Origin of the sequence: Mycobacterium sp. JS623, assembly GCF_000328565.1 — a bacterium.
Lineage (GTDB): Bacteria > Actinomycetota > Actinomycetes > Mycobacteriales > Mycobacteriaceae > Mycobacterium.
This window is the reverse complement of sequence record NC_019966.1, coordinates 2,750,827-2,766,062: the sequence shown is the minus strand read 5'-3', so window position 1 is coordinate 2,766,062 and position 15,236 is coordinate 2,750,827. Positions and strand designations below refer to the sequence as shown.

Genomic DNA, 15,236 nt, shown 5'->3' with positions numbered 1-15,236 from the left:
AGCCAACCGTGCGCCACCTTCTCGCGCAACCCTTAGCCGCAGCCTGACGCCTGCGTCGGTGCTACCCGCCGCTGCTGTGCAGGAACGCCACGATCGCGTCCACAATACGGCTGGCCATCAGAGTTTTGGAACCGTGCTCCAGTGCCGATTCGGTTCCGTCTGATGCAAGCAGCCATCCGTCGTTGTTGTCGACTTCGAACGCCCGATTCTCACCGACAGCATTGACCACGAGCAAATCGCAGCCTTTCCGTGCCAATTTGGCGCGGGCGTGGAAAAGCACATCGCCGTTCGCGTCGCCGGTTTCCGCAGCGAACCCGACGATGGCCCGCATGTTCGGCAGCTGTCCGTCGGCACGGGCGCGCACCGCACCGGCGAGCACGTCGTCGGTGCGGGTCAGCTCGATCACCGGCGCCGCGGCGTTGGGGTCCGCCGACTTCTTGATCTTGCTGGTCTGCACGTTCGTCGGCCGGAAGTCCGCGACGGCGGCGGCCATCACCAGCACGTGCGCGTCCGGGGCGTGCTTGGATACGGCGTCTTTGAGCTGGGCGGCGGAGCCGATGTGGACGACGTCAACACCAGCCGGGTCGATCAGGCCTGCGGTGTTACCCGCGATGAGCGTGACGTCGGCGCCACGCTGAGCCATCACTCGGGCCATCGCATAGCCCTGCTTGCCGGAGCTGCGGTTGCCGATGAAACGCACCGGGTCGATCGTCTCGCGGGTGCCGCCGGCGCTGACCAACACCTTAACGCCGGCCATGTCGAAGGGCAGCGCGTCGCCGCGTTCGAGCAGCAGCCCCGCAAGCGTGGTGATTTCTTCGGCCTCGGGCAGTCGGCCCGCTCCGGTGTCTGCTCCGGTCAGCCGACCCGAGGCGGGCTCGAGAACGATTGCGCCCCTTCGCCGTAACGTTGTGACGTTCTCGATCGTGGCTGGGTGGAACCACATCTCGGTGTGCATCGCGGGCGCGAACATCACGGGGCATCGCGCGGTGAGCAGCGTCGCGGTCAGCAGGTCGTCTGCGCGGCCGGCGACCGCGCGGGCCAGCAGGTCGGCTGTCGCCGGCGCGACCACGACGAGGTCGGCCTCCTGCCCGATGCGGACGTGCGGAACCTCGTGGACGTCGTCAAAGACGCCCGTGTGTACGGGATTTCCGGACAGCGCTTCAAACGTTGCGGCACCGATAAAACGCAGGGCGGACTCGGTCGGCACGACGCGGACGGAATGGCCCGCTTCGGTCAACTGACGGACGACGGTGGCCGCCTTGTAGGCGGCGATGCCACCGGCGACGCCGACGATGATCCGCTTGCGCTCCGTCACGCCCGCGGGTCCCCTACGACTCGCCCTCGGTGTGCTCGAGCAGGTCTTCGTGGATCTCGCGCATAGCGATCGACAGAGGCTTTTCCTGCAGGCCAGGCTCGACCAGCGGGCCGACGTATTCGAGGATGCCGTCGCCGAGCTGGTTGTAGTAGTCGTTGATCTGGCGCGCCCGCTTGGCGGCATAGATCACCAGCGCGTACTTGCTCGACGCGCGGTCCAGCAACTCGTCGATGGGCGGGTTGGTGATGCCCAACGGCGTGTCGTAGGCGCTGGCGGCGGACGGGTCGATGTCGTCCACAGCGGCCAGCTGCGCATCGGCGTGCGGGGTGCTCACGTAGAAAATCTCCTGGGGGTTTAGGTGGCTCTCGGGCGGGATGGCGACTGGCTAAGGGCGCCTCAACAAGTCCTGCCCACCAGCAAGGATACCAATTCGGTGCAGGCAGATTCCAACTCGCTGTTCACGACGACCGCGTCGAAGTCACTCTGAGCGGCCAATTCGGCCCGTGCGGTGGCCAGCCGGCGCGCCATCACCTCGGGGGTTTCGGTGCCTCGAGCGGACAACCGGCTCTCCAGCTCCGCCCAACTGGGTGGGGCCAAAAAAACGGTGATGACCTCGGGCATTGCCTGCTTGACTGCCCGCGCGCCTGCCAGATCGACTTCGATCAGGACTGGGCGGCCTGCCTCGGTTGCCTCGCGTACCGGCGCGGCGGGCGTTCCCGATCTGTGCAAGCCACTGTGAATTTCCGCCCATTCCAGCAGGGCACCGTCATCGATCAGCTGCTGGAACCGTTCGGGGGTCACGAACGCGTAGTCGACGCCGTCCACCTCACCGGGGCGGGGCGCCCTGGTGGTGACGGACACGGAAAAGTGCAGGTCAGGAATCCGGTCCCGCAGGCAGCGGACGACTGTGGATTTCCCGACGGCAGACGGGCCGGACAACACCAAGACCGGTGCCTTAGAGCGCCGAGTGCTGGCCGGCCCTCCGCCTTCGCTCACCGACCTCCCTTTACGAGAAGTCGAACTTTTCCAGCAGCGCCTTCCGCTGACGATCGCCCAGGCCGCGCAGACGGCGGGTCGGGGCGATCTCGAGTTCGGTCATGATTTCCTGCGCCTTGACCTTGCCGACTTTGGGCAATGCCTCCAGAAGCGCAGAAACCTTCATCTTGCCCAAGACCTCGTCGGTCTCGGCATCCTTCAGCACCTGCTTGAGGTTGGTGCCGCCGCGCTTGAGCCGATCCTTGAGTTCGGCACGTGCTCGACGTGCGGCAGCAGCCTTCTCCAACGCTGCCGCGCGCTGTTCGTCGGTCAACTGGGGAAGGGCCACGGGTTCCTCCGTCTCGTCTCCATCATCTGTTTTGTCTCGGCTGACCTAGAAACTTCCTAGAACCAGCCAGCGTGGACGACCGTACCCACGCAATCTGACGAAAGCTAACCCCACCCCCTGGTTACTGGGTCAAAAGCCCAGCGTGTAGCGCGCACACGTGGCTCACCCGCTGCGGCCTCCTGCGGCGCCTGCGATGCAATTTCTCCGGCGATTTGTGCGGAACTGCCTGCATATCAACGGTTTTCGCGTTTTGTGTCGCGCGTCACCCCAACGGCGTCGATGTGACGCCTTCCAAAGCCCGGCCTGGCGGTGACCGCAAAATTAAAATTTTCCCTGGTCATCGCGTGTCGGGCGTGTCGCGGCCGGTCAGTTGACAGGTAATCCGCCCAGCACGCCATGCGGAATGTTGCATTCAAACAACACTGGTGTGACTCGTGCGCCGCGTGATGCAGAAGTTGCCCATGGCAGGCCCAATTCCTGTCAACTACAGTGCGTAGTAGATCGAAGCACGCGGAGCAACGCTCGGGAGCCGTCCATGCGGCAGGCTTTTCAGGGGTTCCTGACGCTATTCGGCGTCATCGTGATCGGCATTTCGCTCCCCCATCTGGCGATCGGCCCGCGAGCAATCATCGGCAGCGTGGCCGTTGACCCGACCATGGCGGGTGAGGACCGGTTCTTCGCCGGGCTGTTCCTGTGTACCGGCGTCGCGTCGAGGCGGCTTCGGCCAGGAGCCGACCGCTTGTGTGGTGTGCGCGCGACGTGCAACGCAAACGCGTGCACGTCAACCTGCTGGCTGGTGTTGCCGCCGCTGATGGTCGTCGTGGCCAAGCGCGTCGCCGAGCCTATTAGCGTTTGATCTCAACCAGCAGCACCCAGGCATTGGCCGTTGCGGCCGCGAAACCCGTTGCCACAGCCGCGGTTATCCAATACAGGCCGCGACGGTGTTCGCGAATTCGGCCCATTTCGCGACGAGGTAAGCGGTCATGCCAGGTATGCCACCGCGTCGCGGAAGCGTTCGGCAGCAGCGTGTAGCGCGGCCACGTCGGGCCCGGCACGCAGGATGTCGCGCGACACAGCGGGCAGCAGCTGCCCTGGTAGCGCCCCGCCGAGGCCGCCTAGCGCCTCGAGTCGCCCGCCCTGCGCGCCGACGCCGGGCACCAGGACCGGACCGGCAAGCGCGCTGAGGTCCGGCGGGTCGGACAGCGTGGCACCGACGACGACGCCGACGGACCCCGGCTCCGGAGATGACTCGCGGTTGACTGCTGCGGCGGCATCGACGATCGACTGCGCGACGGTGCCGCCGTCGGTCTTGGCCCGCTGCACGCTGGCGCCCTCGGGGTTCGACGTTGCGGCGAGGACGAACACGCCGCGGCCATGCGCCTTCGCGGTGTCGAGCAGCGGTTGGAGAGACCCGAATCCGAGATACGGCGAAGCGGTCACCGCGTCGGAGGCAAGCGGCGAATCACCCGCCCAGGCGTCGGCGTACGCCGCCATCGTCGAGCCGATGTCGCCACGTTTCGCGTCGGCCAGCACGAGCACACCCGACGACTGCAGCGCACCGATCGTCCGCTCCAGCACTGCGAAACCCTTGGCCCCGAACGCTTCGAAGAACGCAACCTGCGGCTTGACGACGGCGAAGTCGGCGAAGGCTTGCACGCAGATGTCGCAGAACGTGGCGAGGCCGTCGCTGTCCGTTGACAGGTCCCACGCCCGCAGGAGCTCCCTGTGCGGATCGATGCCCGGGCACAGCGGCCCGCGCCGCGACACCGCGTCGGCCAGCCGCCGCCCGAACCCGTCCACTATGAACCCAAGGTGCTGTGCAGTTCCTGCAGCGACATCACGTCGATATCACCGCGGATGCCTGCCTCGATGCCTTGCACCGCCGCCGAGGCGCCCTGCACGGTCGTCACGCATGGGATGTTCACCGACACTGCGGCAGAACGGATTTCGTAACCGTCGATGCGCGGACCGGAGTTGCCGTACGGCGTGTTGATCACCATGTCGACCTCGCCGGCGCGAATCGCGTCGACGGCCGACAACTCCGGGCGGCCCGGGCTGGGTTCTTCGAAGTGCTTGCGCACCTCGTCGCACGGAATGCCGTTGCGCCGTAGCATCTCCGCGGTGCCTGCGGTGGCCAGCACCCGGAAGCCCAAGTCGGCGAGCCGCTTGACCGGGAACACAAGCGAGCGCTTGTCGCGGTTGGCGACCGAGACGAATACTGTGCCTTCAGCGGGGAGCGACCCGTAGGCGGCTGTCTGACTCTTCGCGAACGCCGTGCCGAAGTCGTGGTCGATGCCCATCACCTCGCCGGTCGACTTCATCTCCGGGCCGAGCAGCGAGTCGACCTGGGCGCCATCGGCCTTGCGGAACCTGTTGAACGGCAGCACGGCTTCCTTCACCGCGACGGGTGCGTTGCGGGCAGTGGTGGCGCCGTCGCCCGTCTTGGCTAGCATGCCTTCCTCGCGCAGTTGAGAGATGCTGGCGCCCAACATGACTCGCGCGCACGCTTTGGCCAGCGGGACTGCCGTGGCTTTTGACACGAACGGCACTGTGCGGCTCGCGCGTGGGTTGGCCTCCAGCACGTAGAGCACATCGTCCTTGAGTGCGTACTGCACGTTGAGCAGGCCGACGACCCCGATGCCGTGGGCGATCGCCTCGGTGGCACGCCGCACGGCCTCGATGTCGCTGCGGCCCAAGGTGACAGGAGGCAGCGCGCACGCCGAATCGCCGGAGTGGATGCCCGCCTCCTCGATGTGCTCCATGATGCCGCCGATGTAGACCTCGGTCCCGTCGCAGAGCGCGTCGACGTCGATTTCGATGGCGTCCTCGAGGAACCGGTCGACCAGCACGGGATGTTCGGGCGACAGCTGGGTGGCGCGGGTGATGTAGCCCTCCAGCGTCTCATCGTCGTAGACGATCTCCATGCCGCGGCCGCCCAGCACGTAGGACGGGCGCACCAGCACCGGATAGCCGATCTCGGCAGCGATGCGGCGGGCCTGCTCAAAGCTGGTGGCCATGCCGAACCGCGGCGCGGGCAGCCCCGCGGCCCGTAGCACCTCGCCGAAAGCGCCGCGGTCTTCGGCCAAGTCGATCGCCTTGGGGCTGGTGCCGACGATCGGGACACCGGCCTTCTCGAGGCGCTCGGCCAGCCCGAGCGGTGTCTGCCCACCGAGTTGCACGATGACGCCGACGACGCCGGGACCGCCCTTCCCGGAAGCAGATTCGGCGTAGTACACCTCGAGCACGTCTTCGAACGTCAGCGGCTCGAAGTACAGCCGATCTGCGGTGTCGTAGTCGGTCGACACCGTCTCGGGGTTGCAGTTGACCATCACGGTTTCGAAACCGGCCTGGCTCAGGGTCGTGGCGGCGTGCACGCAGCTGTAGTCGAATTCGATGCCCTGCCCGATCCGGTTCGGGCCGGAGCCGAGGATGAGTACCTTGGGCTTCTCGGCCTGCGGGGAGACTTCGGTTTCGGCTGCGGGGTCCAGCTCGTAGCTGCTGTAGTGGTACGGGGTCTTGGCCTCGAACTCGGCCGCACAGGTGTCGACCGTCTTGAACACGGGATGGATGCCGAGCCGCTGGCGCAGTGCGCGCACCCCGACTTCGCCAGCCAATTCCGGTCGCAGCGCAGCGATCTGGCGGTCGGACAGGCCGTAGTGCTTGCTGCGTCGCAACAGCGCCTCGTCCAGCACGGGCGCATCCAGCAGCTCGGAGCGCAGCGCCACCAGCCCGGCGATCTGCTCGACGAACCAGGGGTCGACCCCCGACGCCTCCGCCACCTGCTCGACGGTCGCGCCCAGGCGAAGCGCCTGTTCGATGTCGTAGAGCCGGCCGTCCGTCGGCGTCCTGAGACCCTCGAGCAGGTCGTCGACCGACATCTCAGGCTCCGGCGCGGTCCAAAACCCGGCTCGCCCAGTCTCCAGCGACCGCATCACCTTGCCGAGAGCTTCGATGAAGTTGCGGCCCAACGACATCGCCTCGCCAACGGACTTCATCGTGGTGGTCAGCGTGGGGTCCGCACCGGGGAACTTCTCGAAGGCGAACCGCGGCGCCTTGACCACGACGTAGTCCAGCGTCGGCTCGAAGCAGGCGGGGGTTTCCTTGGTGATGTCGTTGAGGATTTCATCGAGGGTGTAGCCGATGGCCAGCTTGGCGGCGATCTTCGCGATCGGAAAGCCGGTGGCCTTGGACGCCAGAGCAGACGAGCGCGACACCCGCGGGTTCATCTCGATGACGATCAGGCGGCCATCGGCCGGGTTGACCGCGAACTGGATGTTGCAGCCGCCGGTGTCGACCCCGACCTCGCGCAGGATCGCGATGCCGAGGTCGCGCATTTTCTGATACTCGCGGTCGGTCAGCGTCATCGCCGGCGCGACGGTCACCGAGTCGCCGGTGTGCACACCCATCGGGTCGACGTTCTCGATCGAGCACACCACGACCACGTTATCGTGGTGGTCGCGCATCAGCTCGAGCTCGAATTCCTTCCAGCCGTAGATGGATTCCTCGATCAGCACATTGGCGCTTGGCGAAGCCGCGAGTCCGTCGCCCGCCATCCGGTCCACGTCCTCGGTGGAATACGCCATGCCGGACCCAAGGCCGCCCATCGTGAACGACGGGCGCACCACTACCGGCAGCCCGAGTTCGGCGACCGTCTCGCGAACCTCGTCCATGGTGAAACACACGCGGGAGCGCGCCGATTCGCCGCCGACCTTCGCGACGATGTCCTTGAACCGCTGCCGGTCTTCGCCCCGCTGGATGGCCTCGAAGTCGGCGCCGATCATCTCGACGTTGTACTTCTCGAGCACGCCGTTCTCGTACAGCGCGACGGCGGTATTCAATGCCGTCTGCCCACCGAGGGTGGCCAGCACCGCGTCAATCTTGTTGCCGCGCTTGGCTTGCTGGGCGATCACCTTCTCGACGAACGCCGGCGTGATCGGCTCCACGTAGGTGTGGTCGGCGTATTCGGGATCGGTCATGATCGTGGCCGGGTTGGAGTTGACCAGGCTCACTTGCAGGCCCTCTGCGCGCAGCACGCGACACGCCTGGGTGCCCGAGTAGTCGAATTCGCAGGCCTGCCCGATGACGATCGGCCCTGAGCCGATCACCAGCACGTGGTTGAGGTCAGTCCGCCTCGGCATCTACCGCTCCCCCTTCTCCGCGAGTGACCGTGTTTGTACACGACACGCCGTGGGTTTCTGCGCAAAAGCGGTCGCTCGCCGCGGAAATCATCGCCCTCCACTCATCAGGTCGACGAACTGGTCGAACAGGTACTCGGCGTCGTGCGGGCCCGCTGCCGCCTCCGGGTGGTATTGCACCGAAAAGGCGCGGCCGTCAACGAGTTTGATGCCCTCGACGACACCGTCGTTGGCGCAGGTGTGGCTGACCTCGGCGCGTCCGAACGGGGTATCAAAGACCTCGCCACGCTCTCCTTCTAATGCGAACCCGTGGTTCTGTGCGGTCACTGCGACCCGCCCGGTGGCATGGTCGATGACCGGAACATTGATGCCGCGGTGTCCGAACACCATCTTGTAGGTCGAGCGGCCCAACGCCCTGCCCAGGATCTGGTTGCCGAAGCAGATGCCGAACAGCGGGATTCCGGCGCCGAGCACGTCTCGGGTGACGCCGACAATGTGGTCGGCGGTCGCAGGGTCGCCCGGACCGTTGGACAGGAAGACACCGTCGGGATTGAGGTCGGCGATCTGTCCGAACTCCACCGTCGACGGCAGCACGTGGCTGCGGACGCCGCGTCGCGCGAAGTTGCGCGGCGTGTTGGTTTTGATGCCGAGGTCGATCGCGGCGACGGTGAATCGTTGCGGCCCATCGGGTTCCACGATGTAGGTGGCGTCGGTGCTGACTTCGCCTGCGAGATTGGCACCGAGCATCGACGGCTGGTTGCGCACCCTATTCAGCAGCTTCTCCGGGTCGGCCAGCGCGGCTCCCGAGAACACCCCGGCCTTCATCGAGCCGAGGCTGCGCAGGTGGCGCACCACTGCCCGAGTGTCGATGCCGGCGATGCCGACGATGCCCTGGCGCACGAGTTCGTCTTCGAGGGTGCCGCTGGCACGCCAGTTCGAGGCACGCGGCGAGGGGTCACGAACTGCGTAGCCGGCCACCCAGATCTTGTCGCCGCGACTTTCGGCGTCCTCGTGATTCCACCCGGTGTTGCCGATCTGCGGTGCCGTCGCCACGACGATCTGCCCGTGATAACTCGGGTCGGTGAGCGTCTCCTGATAACCGGACATCCCGGTGGAGAACACCGCTTCGCCGAGTGTCTGGCCCACCGCTCCGAACTCGGTACCGGTGAAGATGCGGCCGTCCTCGAGGACGAGTACTGCCTTACTCATGCGACCTCCAGCCATCGGTCGTACTCGCGGCGATCGTCGGCGCGAAACCCGGTGTCGATTTCGGCGCCCGACGGCAACCGCCAGCGGATGGCCAGGATGCCTTCATGGGTCATCGCCTTGCCTGCGATGCCCTTCTCGGTGCGGATCGCTTCGATCGAGTCGTCCGGTATCCAGATGGGCCCGGCACCGGTGCGCTGCAACATGATTCCTTCGGGATAGCGGGTCAACACGGCCTTGGCGCGATAGCCGAGGTCACCGACGGCGATGCGATCGAGCCAGCTGGGCGCCAACGTGCTGCCGACGTAGAGACCCTTTGTCGCGGGAATCAGCGCCGGGCCGACAGTATCCGGCAGCTGCGGCAGCGTGCCGATCAATTGCGCCTGCCGCTGGGCACGGTGCAGCCAGCCGCGCATCATCTGCCGGATCGCCAACGCGATCAGCGCTGCCAGCGCGGCGGCGATGATCAGCATCGTGATAAGCGTTCCGGTGTTCACGCGCGATCCGCCTGCGTTACTGGCTGGCCGTTCACGCCGGGCTCTTCCCATCGCGCGCTGTCACCTTGCCCCGCAGCAGCGTCAGCGTGACGGCCGCGGGCAGTTCCATCGACTCATAAGGCGTGTTGTCCGAGCGGCTGGCCAACGCGGAACCCTCGACTGTCCAGGTGGCGTCGGGGTCGACGACGGTCAGGTTGGCGGGTTCCCCGATCTCCAGCGGTCGGCCGTGGTCGGGCAATCCGACTATGCGGGCGGGGTTTTCGCTCATCACCCGCGCGACGTCACGCCATGTCAGCAGGCCGGGGCGCACCATCGTCTCGACCACCACCGACAGCGCGGTCTGCAGTCCGAGCATGCCAGGCCGTGCGTGGGCGAACTCGCACATCTTCTCGTGCTCGGCGTGGGGCGCATGGTCGGTGGCGACACAGTCGATCACGCCGTCGGCAAGCGCCTGGCGCAGCGCCTCTGCGTCAGAGGCCTCACGCAGCGGCGGGTTGACGCGGTTGCGGCCGTCGTAGGTGGCCAGCCGGGCATCGTCGAGGAGCAGATGGTGGGGTGTCACCTCGGCGGTGATCGAAATGCCTTGTGCCTTGGCCCATTTGACGATCTCGACGGTGCCCGCGGTAGACGCGTGGCAGATGTGTACCCGCGCGCCCGCATCACGGGCCAGCAGCGCGTCGCGCGCGACGATGGATTCCTCCGCGGCGCGCGGCCAGCCGGCAAGCCCGAGCCGGGCGGCGTTGGGTCCTTCGTGCGCGACGGCGCCGACTGTCAGACGCGGCTCCTCGGCGTGCTGAGCGATGAGCACACCCAGGCCGGTGGCGTACTCCAAAGCGCGGCGCATGATCAGCGGATCGTCGACGCAGATGCCGTCGTCGGAGAACATCCGCACCTGCCCTGCGCCCCCGGCCATCATGCCCATCTCCGTGAGCTGCTTGCCCGCTAACCCCATGGTCACCGCGCCGACGGGATGCACATCGACGAGCCCGACCTGCTGGCCGCGGTACCACACGTGATCAGTGACGACGGGGCTGTCGGCGACCGGATTGGTGTTGGCCATCGCGAAGACCGCGGTGTAACCGCCCAAAGCCGCAGCCGCCGAACCCGTTTCGATGTCCTCGGCGTACTCCCGGCCCGGTTCACGTAGGTGGGTGTGCAGGTCGACGAAGCCAGGAAGCAGCACCTGATCGGTGGCGTCGAAGACGTCGGCGTCGTCGGGCGCGGGCAGGTCTGCCCCGATGTCCGCGATCTGGCCGTCGGACGCGAGGACGTCGGCCCTGTCGCCTTCGCCGTATAGACGTACTCCTCGAATCAAGACACTGGTCATGCGCTGATCGCCTCCTGCCCGGCGCCGACGAGTAAGTGGAACAGCACCGCCATTCGAACGTGCACACCGTTGGAAACCTGCTGCAGCACCGCCGATTGCGTCGAATCGGCGACCGAGAACGCAATCTCCATGCCGCGCACCATCGGGCCAGGGTGCAGCACCACGGCGTTGCCGGGCAGCAGCGCCTGACGCTTCTCGGAGAGTCCGTAGAGGACCGAGTACTCGCGCGCCGACGGGAAGAAGCCGCCGTTCATCCGCTCTGCCTGGACGCGCAGCATGAGCACCGCGTCGGCCAGCGGCAGTTCGGCATCGAGGTCATGTGAAACGGTGACCGGCCACTCGGCGACGCCGACCGGCAGCAAGGTGGGCGGCGCGACGAGCACCACTTCGGCGCCGAGGGTGGCGAGCAGCAGCACATTGGAGCGCGCGACCCGGCTGTGGAGGACGTCGCCGACGATCACCACCCGCTTGCCGTCGATGCTGCCCAGCCGCTGCCGGATGGTCAGCGCGTCGAGTAGCGCCTGCGTCGGATGTTCGTGGGTGCCGTCGCCGGCGTTGATCACCACCGGGCCGCCATGCTCGGTCGCCGTCCATTCGGCGAGCTGCTGGGCTGCGCCGGAGGCAGGATGGCGGATGATCAACGCGTCAGCGCCTGCGGCCCGCAGCGTCAACGCGGTGTCGCGCAGCGACTCTCCTTTGGAGACAGACGATCCCGAAGCGCTGACGTTGATGACGTCGGCGCTCATCCACTTGCCCGCCACCTCGAACGAGACCCGGGTGCGGGTGGAGTTCTCGTAGAACATCGTGATGATGGTGCGGCCGCGGAGCGTCGGCAATTTCTTGACCTCGCGGCCGAGCAATGACTGGCTGAACCGGTCGGCGTCGTCGAGAATGGCCAGCGCGTCGTCGCGGGACAGGTCGCCGGCCGAGAGCAGATGCTTCATCGTGTTGGCCCTCCCTGAGGTGCGATCCAGATGCCTTCGATTTGATCGTCTTCGGAGAGCCGGACCTTGACGTTCTCGCTACGCGAGGTTGGCACGTTCTTGCCGACGTAATCCGCACGCAGCGGCAACTCCCGGTGGCCGCGGTCGACGAGGACCGCAAGCTGCACGGCGCGGGGCCTGCCGATGTCGCGCAGCGCGTCCAGAGCCGAGCGGACCGAGCGCCCGGTGTAGAGGACGTCGTCGACGAGGACGACCAGCGTGCCGTCGATGCCGCCTTCAGGAATGGAGGTGTCCTCGAGTGGACGCGGCGGCTTGAAGTCGAGGTCGTCGCGGTAGAGCGTGATGTCGAGGGCGCCGTGCGGGACGGTGACTCCGGAGAATTCCTTGATCTTGTCGGCCAGCCGCGCGGCGAGGGTGACGCCCCTGGTCGGGATGCCGAGGAGGATGACGCGGGGGGCATCGGAGCCGTCGAGAGCGGTCTTTTCGATGATCTGATGGGCGATGCGGGAGATGGTTCGACCGACGTCCGCTGCGGACATCAACTCCCGGTCGGTGCCTGATGAGGCTGCGCTAGAGCCCAAGTGACCCTGACCTCCTTCTCCGCCTCTCTGGACGGATCGTTAAAGGACGTCGAACTTCGCCGGCGAGCTTAGCACCTCCCTTTCAGCGCGCAGCCAGCGACACCAGCGGGTTACAGCGGCGCCAGATCATCGTCCCGCCCGACTCATCCCCGTCGAGCGATGCGCGCCCGCTGGGTACGCTGACGCCGATGAAGCTCGACACCAACCAGGCGTCCATCCGCGAGGCCATCGACGCCGGCCTGTTGGCTGGCGCGGTCACGCTCGTGTGGCGCTCCGGCGAGGTGCTCCAGGTCAACGAGCTCGGCCACCGCGACGTGCACGCCAACCTGCCCATGCAGCGCGACTCGATCTTCCGTATCGCGTCGATGACCAAACCCGTCACCGTCGCCGCGGCCATGACCTTGGTCGACGAGGGCAGGCTCGCCCTAACCGACCCCGTCGTGAAATGGCTACCGGAATTGTCGGACATGCGGGTGCTCGCCTCTCCGGGCGGTCCACTCGACAAGACGCAGCCGGCGCGTCGGCCCATCACCGTCGACGACCTGATGACCCACCGCAGCGGGCTCGCATACTTCTTCTCAGTGACCGGTCCGCTGGCTAAGGCGTATTCGCGCATTTCGCCCCGGCAGGGCCCCGACCGCTGGCTAGCCGAGGTGGCCGCGCTGCCGCTGCAGCATCAACCCGGCGACCGCCTGACCTACAGCAATGCGACGGATGTGCTGGGGATTGTGCTCGAGCGGATTGAGGGCAAGTCCCTGCAGGAAGTGCTCGCCGAGCGGGTGCTGGGTCCGCTGAACATGACGGACACCGGGTTCTTCGTTGACTCCCGCAGTCGCGGTCGTACCGCGACGATGTACAAGCTCGAGGACGACGACACCCTCAGCCATGACGCGATGGGTCCCCCGCCGATCACGCCGCCGCCGTTTTGCATGGGCGGCGCCAATCTGTTCTCCACCGCCGACGATTATCTGAAGTTCGTCCGAATGCTGTTAGCGGGCGGCGAAGTCGACGGCGTACGTGTGCTGTCGGACGAGTCCGTGAGGTTGATGCGCACCGACCGGCTGACCGACGAGCAGAAGCAACATCCGTTTCTCGGCATGCCGTTCTGGATCGGCCGCGGTTTCGGCTTGAATCTTTCGGTGGTGACCGACCCAGCCCGATCCCGGCAACTGTTTGGCCCAGGAGGTCTTGGCACGTTCAGTTGGCCGGGCGCATACGGTACGTGGTGGCAAGCGGATCCGAGCGAGAACCTCATCTTGATCTACCTGATCCAGAACCTGCCGAACTTCGGCGCAGACGCGGCGGCCGCTGTCGCGGGTAACACCGCATTGCTGAAACTTCAATCCACCCAACCGAAGTTCGTCCGGCGCACCTACCAGGCGCTCGAAATCTAGATGCCGACGGTACTGATCAACGGTGCCGGGATCGCGGGACCCGCACTTGCCTTCTGGCTCACCAAAAGTGGCTATCAGGTAACGATCGTCGAACTCGCGGACGGCATTCGCCCCGGAGGACAAACCGTCGACTTGCGCGGCGCGGGCGGCGATGTGGTCGAGCGCATGGGGCTCATCGACCAGATGCGCCAACGCTCTCTCGACCAGCGTGGCGTCGCGTGGATCAAGGCCGACGGCAGCAGGCGCGCCGAGATGCCGGTCACCGCGTTCAACGGGAACGGCTTGGTTTCCAAGCTCGAGATTCTGCGCGGCGATCTGGTCGACGTGCTGTATCAGGCGACCAATGCGCAGACCGACTACCGCTTCGGCACCCGCATCGAGGAACTCGGCCAGACCCAGGATGCCGTGACAGCGACGCTGAGCGACGGGTCGACTGTGTCCGCGGACATCGTCGTCGGTTGCGATGGACCACATTCGGCAGTGCGGCGCTTGGTTTTTGGGCCCGAAGAGCAGTTCGTCAAACCACTGGGCGGATACAATGCATGGTTCACCGCGCCCGACACCGTCGGACTCGATGGCTGGTATCTGATGTATCAAGCACCGGGTCTCAACGCGTCGATGCGGCCGTCGCATGATCCAGCGCTGTGCAAGGCCGGACTGGCCTTTCGCTCAGAACCCCTTACCTATGAGCGACGCAATGCCGACGAGCAACGAGCGTTGCTGGCAACGTATTTCGCTGGCGCCGGTTGGCAGTGCGACGCACTCTTGTCCGCCGCGCAGACCGCCGACGACTTCTACTTCGACGCGTTCGCACAGGTGCACATGCCGACAATTTCGCAGGGCCGGGTCACCCTCGCCGGTGACGCCGGATATTGCGCTTCACCACTGAGCGGCATGGGCACCAGCCTCGCGTTGGTCGGCGCCTACGTGTTGGCGGGCGAACTTGGCTCCGCCAAATCTCTAGACGCCGAACGCATCCAGGTCGCGCTGAAGCGATACGAGGCCGTGATGCGACCGTACATCCAGAGGTGCCAGGGTCTGCCCAACGGCGTCGACGGCTACCTGCCGAAGTCGAGCAGCGACATCACGATCACCGCACAGGTGATGAAGTGGATGCAGCGCTGGCCGTTCCGCTCCTTCGCTGAGAAGAAGTGGTTCACCACCGCGGACGCCATTGACCTGCCGGACTACGCCGCACCGTGAACTGCGACGACGCCTTCGGTTGTTTCATCTGTCAAACAGAACTCCTCAGCAACGCTCCTCGCATGGCTTCCGTGCCTGCTCCGCGGCGTTGAGCTTGGCCTCGGCTATCCGGTAGACGCCTGCCAACGCGGCTTCGTCCACACCGACGTATTCGCTGACCACTTCGGGCGCGACTCCGGCCTCGCGTAGCCGTAGCGCGAGCGAGTACGGCAGCGGAAGCTTGCGCAGTGCGTTCTCGTGAGGGGTGAGTTCATCGGCCACCCCATCAGCCTCCTCCCGGCGGGCAGTGACCAGGTGAGTAACGGCCTAC

The 15,236-nt window shown here is 66.2% G+C and carries 15 protein-coding genes; 3 read left to right on the top strand and 12 right to left on the bottom strand.

Annotated elements, in window-relative coordinates:
* Positions 1-61 precede the first annotated feature (61 nt).
* The 4 genes from coaBC to mihF form a co-directional block, all read right to left on the bottom strand.
* On the bottom strand, positions 62-1,315 hold the full coding sequence (gene coaBC / locus MYCSM_RS13575) for a bifunctional phosphopantothenoylcysteine decarboxylase/phosphopantothenate--cysteine ligase CoaBC (RefSeq protein WP_015306732.1): 1,254 nt from the start codon (positions 1,313-1,315) through the stop codon (positions 62-64).
* A 13-nt stretch (positions 1,316-1,328) separates the two neighbouring features.
* Positions 1,329-1,649, bottom strand: coding sequence for a DNA-directed RNA polymerase subunit omega (rpoZ, locus tag MYCSM_RS13570; RefSeq protein ID WP_015306731.1), 321 nt, complete (start codon positions 1,647-1,649; stop codon positions 1,329-1,331).
* A gap of 62 nt (positions 1,650-1,711) precedes the next feature.
* The gene (gene gmk, locus MYCSM_RS13565) at positions 1,712-2,311 is read right to left on the bottom strand and encodes a guanylate kinase (protein WP_015306730.1); all 600 of its coding nucleotides are present in this window, start codon (positions 2,309-2,311) and stop codon (positions 1,712-1,714) included.
* 10 nt (positions 2,312-2,321) lie between these two features.
* On the bottom strand, positions 2,322-2,639 hold the full coding sequence (mihF, locus tag MYCSM_RS13560) for an integration host factor, actinobacterial type (RefSeq protein ID WP_003932123.1): 318 nt from the start codon (positions 2,637-2,639) through the stop codon (positions 2,322-2,324).
* Positions 2,640-3,174: 535 nt separating this feature from the next.
* Here mihF and MYCSM_RS13555 point away from each other — a divergent pair.
* The gene (locus tag MYCSM_RS13555) at positions 3,175-3,495 is read left to right on the top strand and encodes a hypothetical protein (protein WP_015306729.1); all 321 of its coding nucleotides are present in this window, start codon (positions 3,175-3,177) and stop codon (positions 3,493-3,495) included.
* A gap of 125 nt (positions 3,496-3,620) precedes the next feature.
* Here the strand turns inward: MYCSM_RS13555 and pyrF are convergent, their stop codons facing one another.
* From pyrF to pyrR, 7 genes are all read right to left on the bottom strand, one after another.
* Positions 3,621-4,439, bottom strand: a complete 819-nt coding sequence (gene pyrF, locus MYCSM_RS13550) for an orotidine-5'-phosphate decarboxylase (RefSeq protein WP_015306728.1) — start codon at positions 4,437-4,439, stop codon at positions 3,621-3,623.
* Positions 4,439-7,777, bottom strand: coding sequence for a carbamoyl-phosphate synthase large subunit (gene carB, locus MYCSM_RS13545; protein WP_015306727.1), 3,339 nt, complete (start codon positions 7,775-7,777; stop codon positions 4,439-4,441). Before carB ends, pyrF begins: the two co-directional genes overlap by 1 nt.
* An 87-nt stretch (positions 7,778-7,864) precedes the next feature.
* Positions 7,865-8,983: a glutamine-hydrolyzing carbamoyl-phosphate synthase small subunit gene (gene carA, locus MYCSM_RS13540; RefSeq protein ID WP_015306726.1), complete on the bottom strand. Its 1,119-nt coding sequence runs from the start codon at positions 8,981-8,983 to the stop codon at positions 7,865-7,867.
* Entirely contained in the window at positions 8,980-9,477 is a 498-nt protein-coding gene (locus MYCSM_RS13535; RefSeq protein ID WP_015306725.1) for a PH-like domain-containing protein, read from the bottom strand. Before MYCSM_RS13535 ends, carA begins: the two co-directional genes overlap by 4 nt.
* A gap of 31 nt (positions 9,478-9,508) precedes the next feature.
* A complete protein-coding gene (locus MYCSM_RS13530) occupies positions 9,509-10,804 on the bottom strand; it encodes a dihydroorotase (RefSeq protein ID WP_015306724.1) in 1,296 nt (431 codons plus the stop codon).
* Positions 10,801-11,748 carry an aspartate carbamoyltransferase catalytic subunit gene (locus MYCSM_RS13525; RefSeq protein ID WP_015306723.1) on the bottom strand — a complete coding sequence of 316 codons (948 nt, stop codon included), beginning with the start codon at positions 11,746-11,748 and terminating at the stop codon, positions 10,801-10,803. Before MYCSM_RS13525 ends, MYCSM_RS13530 begins: the two co-directional genes overlap by 4 nt.
* Positions 11,745-12,329 carry a bifunctional pyr operon transcriptional regulator/uracil phosphoribosyltransferase PyrR gene (gene pyrR, locus MYCSM_RS13520; RefSeq protein ID WP_015306722.1) on the bottom strand — a complete coding sequence of 195 codons (585 nt, stop codon included), beginning with the start codon at positions 12,327-12,329 and terminating at the stop codon, positions 11,745-11,747. The genes MYCSM_RS13525 and pyrR overlap by 4 nt, the downstream gene beginning before the upstream one ends.
* Positions 12,330-12,517: 188 nt before the next feature.
* Between pyrR and MYCSM_RS13515 the strand changes: the two genes are divergently transcribed.
* Both MYCSM_RS13515 and MYCSM_RS13510 read left to right on the top strand, forming a co-directional pair.
* Positions 12,518-13,723: a serine hydrolase domain-containing protein gene (locus tag MYCSM_RS13515; RefSeq protein ID WP_015306721.1), complete on the top strand. Its 1,206-nt coding sequence runs from the start codon at positions 12,518-12,520 to the stop codon at positions 13,721-13,723.
* Positions 13,724-14,926: an FAD-dependent monooxygenase gene (locus MYCSM_RS13510; RefSeq protein ID WP_015306720.1), complete on the top strand. Its 1,203-nt coding sequence runs from the start codon at positions 13,724-13,726 to the stop codon at positions 14,924-14,926.
* Between the two features lie 45 nt (positions 14,927-14,971).
* Here the strand turns inward: MYCSM_RS13510 and MYCSM_RS13505 are convergent, their stop codons facing one another.
* Positions 14,972-15,187, bottom strand: a complete 216-nt coding sequence (locus MYCSM_RS13505) for a hypothetical protein (RefSeq protein WP_015306719.1) — start codon at positions 15,185-15,187, stop codon at positions 14,972-14,974.
* Between the last annotated feature and the right edge of the window lie 49 nt (positions 15,188-15,236).

Bases quoted from the DNA above. Each gene is read 5' to 3' on its own strand.
- MYCSM_RS13555 (WP_015306729.1), top strand. From the start codon at position 3,175: ATGCGGCAGGCTTTTCAGGGGTTCCTGACGCTATTCGGCGTCATCGTG.
- carB (WP_015306727.1), bottom strand. From the start codon at position 7,777: ATGCCGAGGCGGACTGACCTCAACCACGTGCTGGTGATCGGCTCAGGG.
- carA (WP_015306726.1), bottom strand. From the start codon at position 8,983: ATGAGTAAGGCAGTACTCGTCCTCGAGGACGGCCGCATCTTCACCGGT.
- MYCSM_RS13530 (WP_015306724.1), bottom strand. From the start codon at position 10,804: ATGACCAGTGTCTTGATTCGAGGAGTACGTCTATACGGCGAAGGCGAC.
- MYCSM_RS13525 (WP_015306723.1), bottom strand. From the start codon at position 11,748: ATGAAGCATCTGCTCTCGGCCGGCGACCTGTCCCGCGACGACGCGCTG.
- MYCSM_RS13515 (WP_015306721.1), top strand. From the start codon at position 12,518: ATGAAGCTCGACACCAACCAGGCGTCCATCCGCGAGGCCATCGACGCC.
- MYCSM_RS13510 (WP_015306720.1), top strand. From the start codon at position 13,724: ATGCCGACGGTACTGATCAACGGTGCCGGGATCGCGGGACCCGCACTT.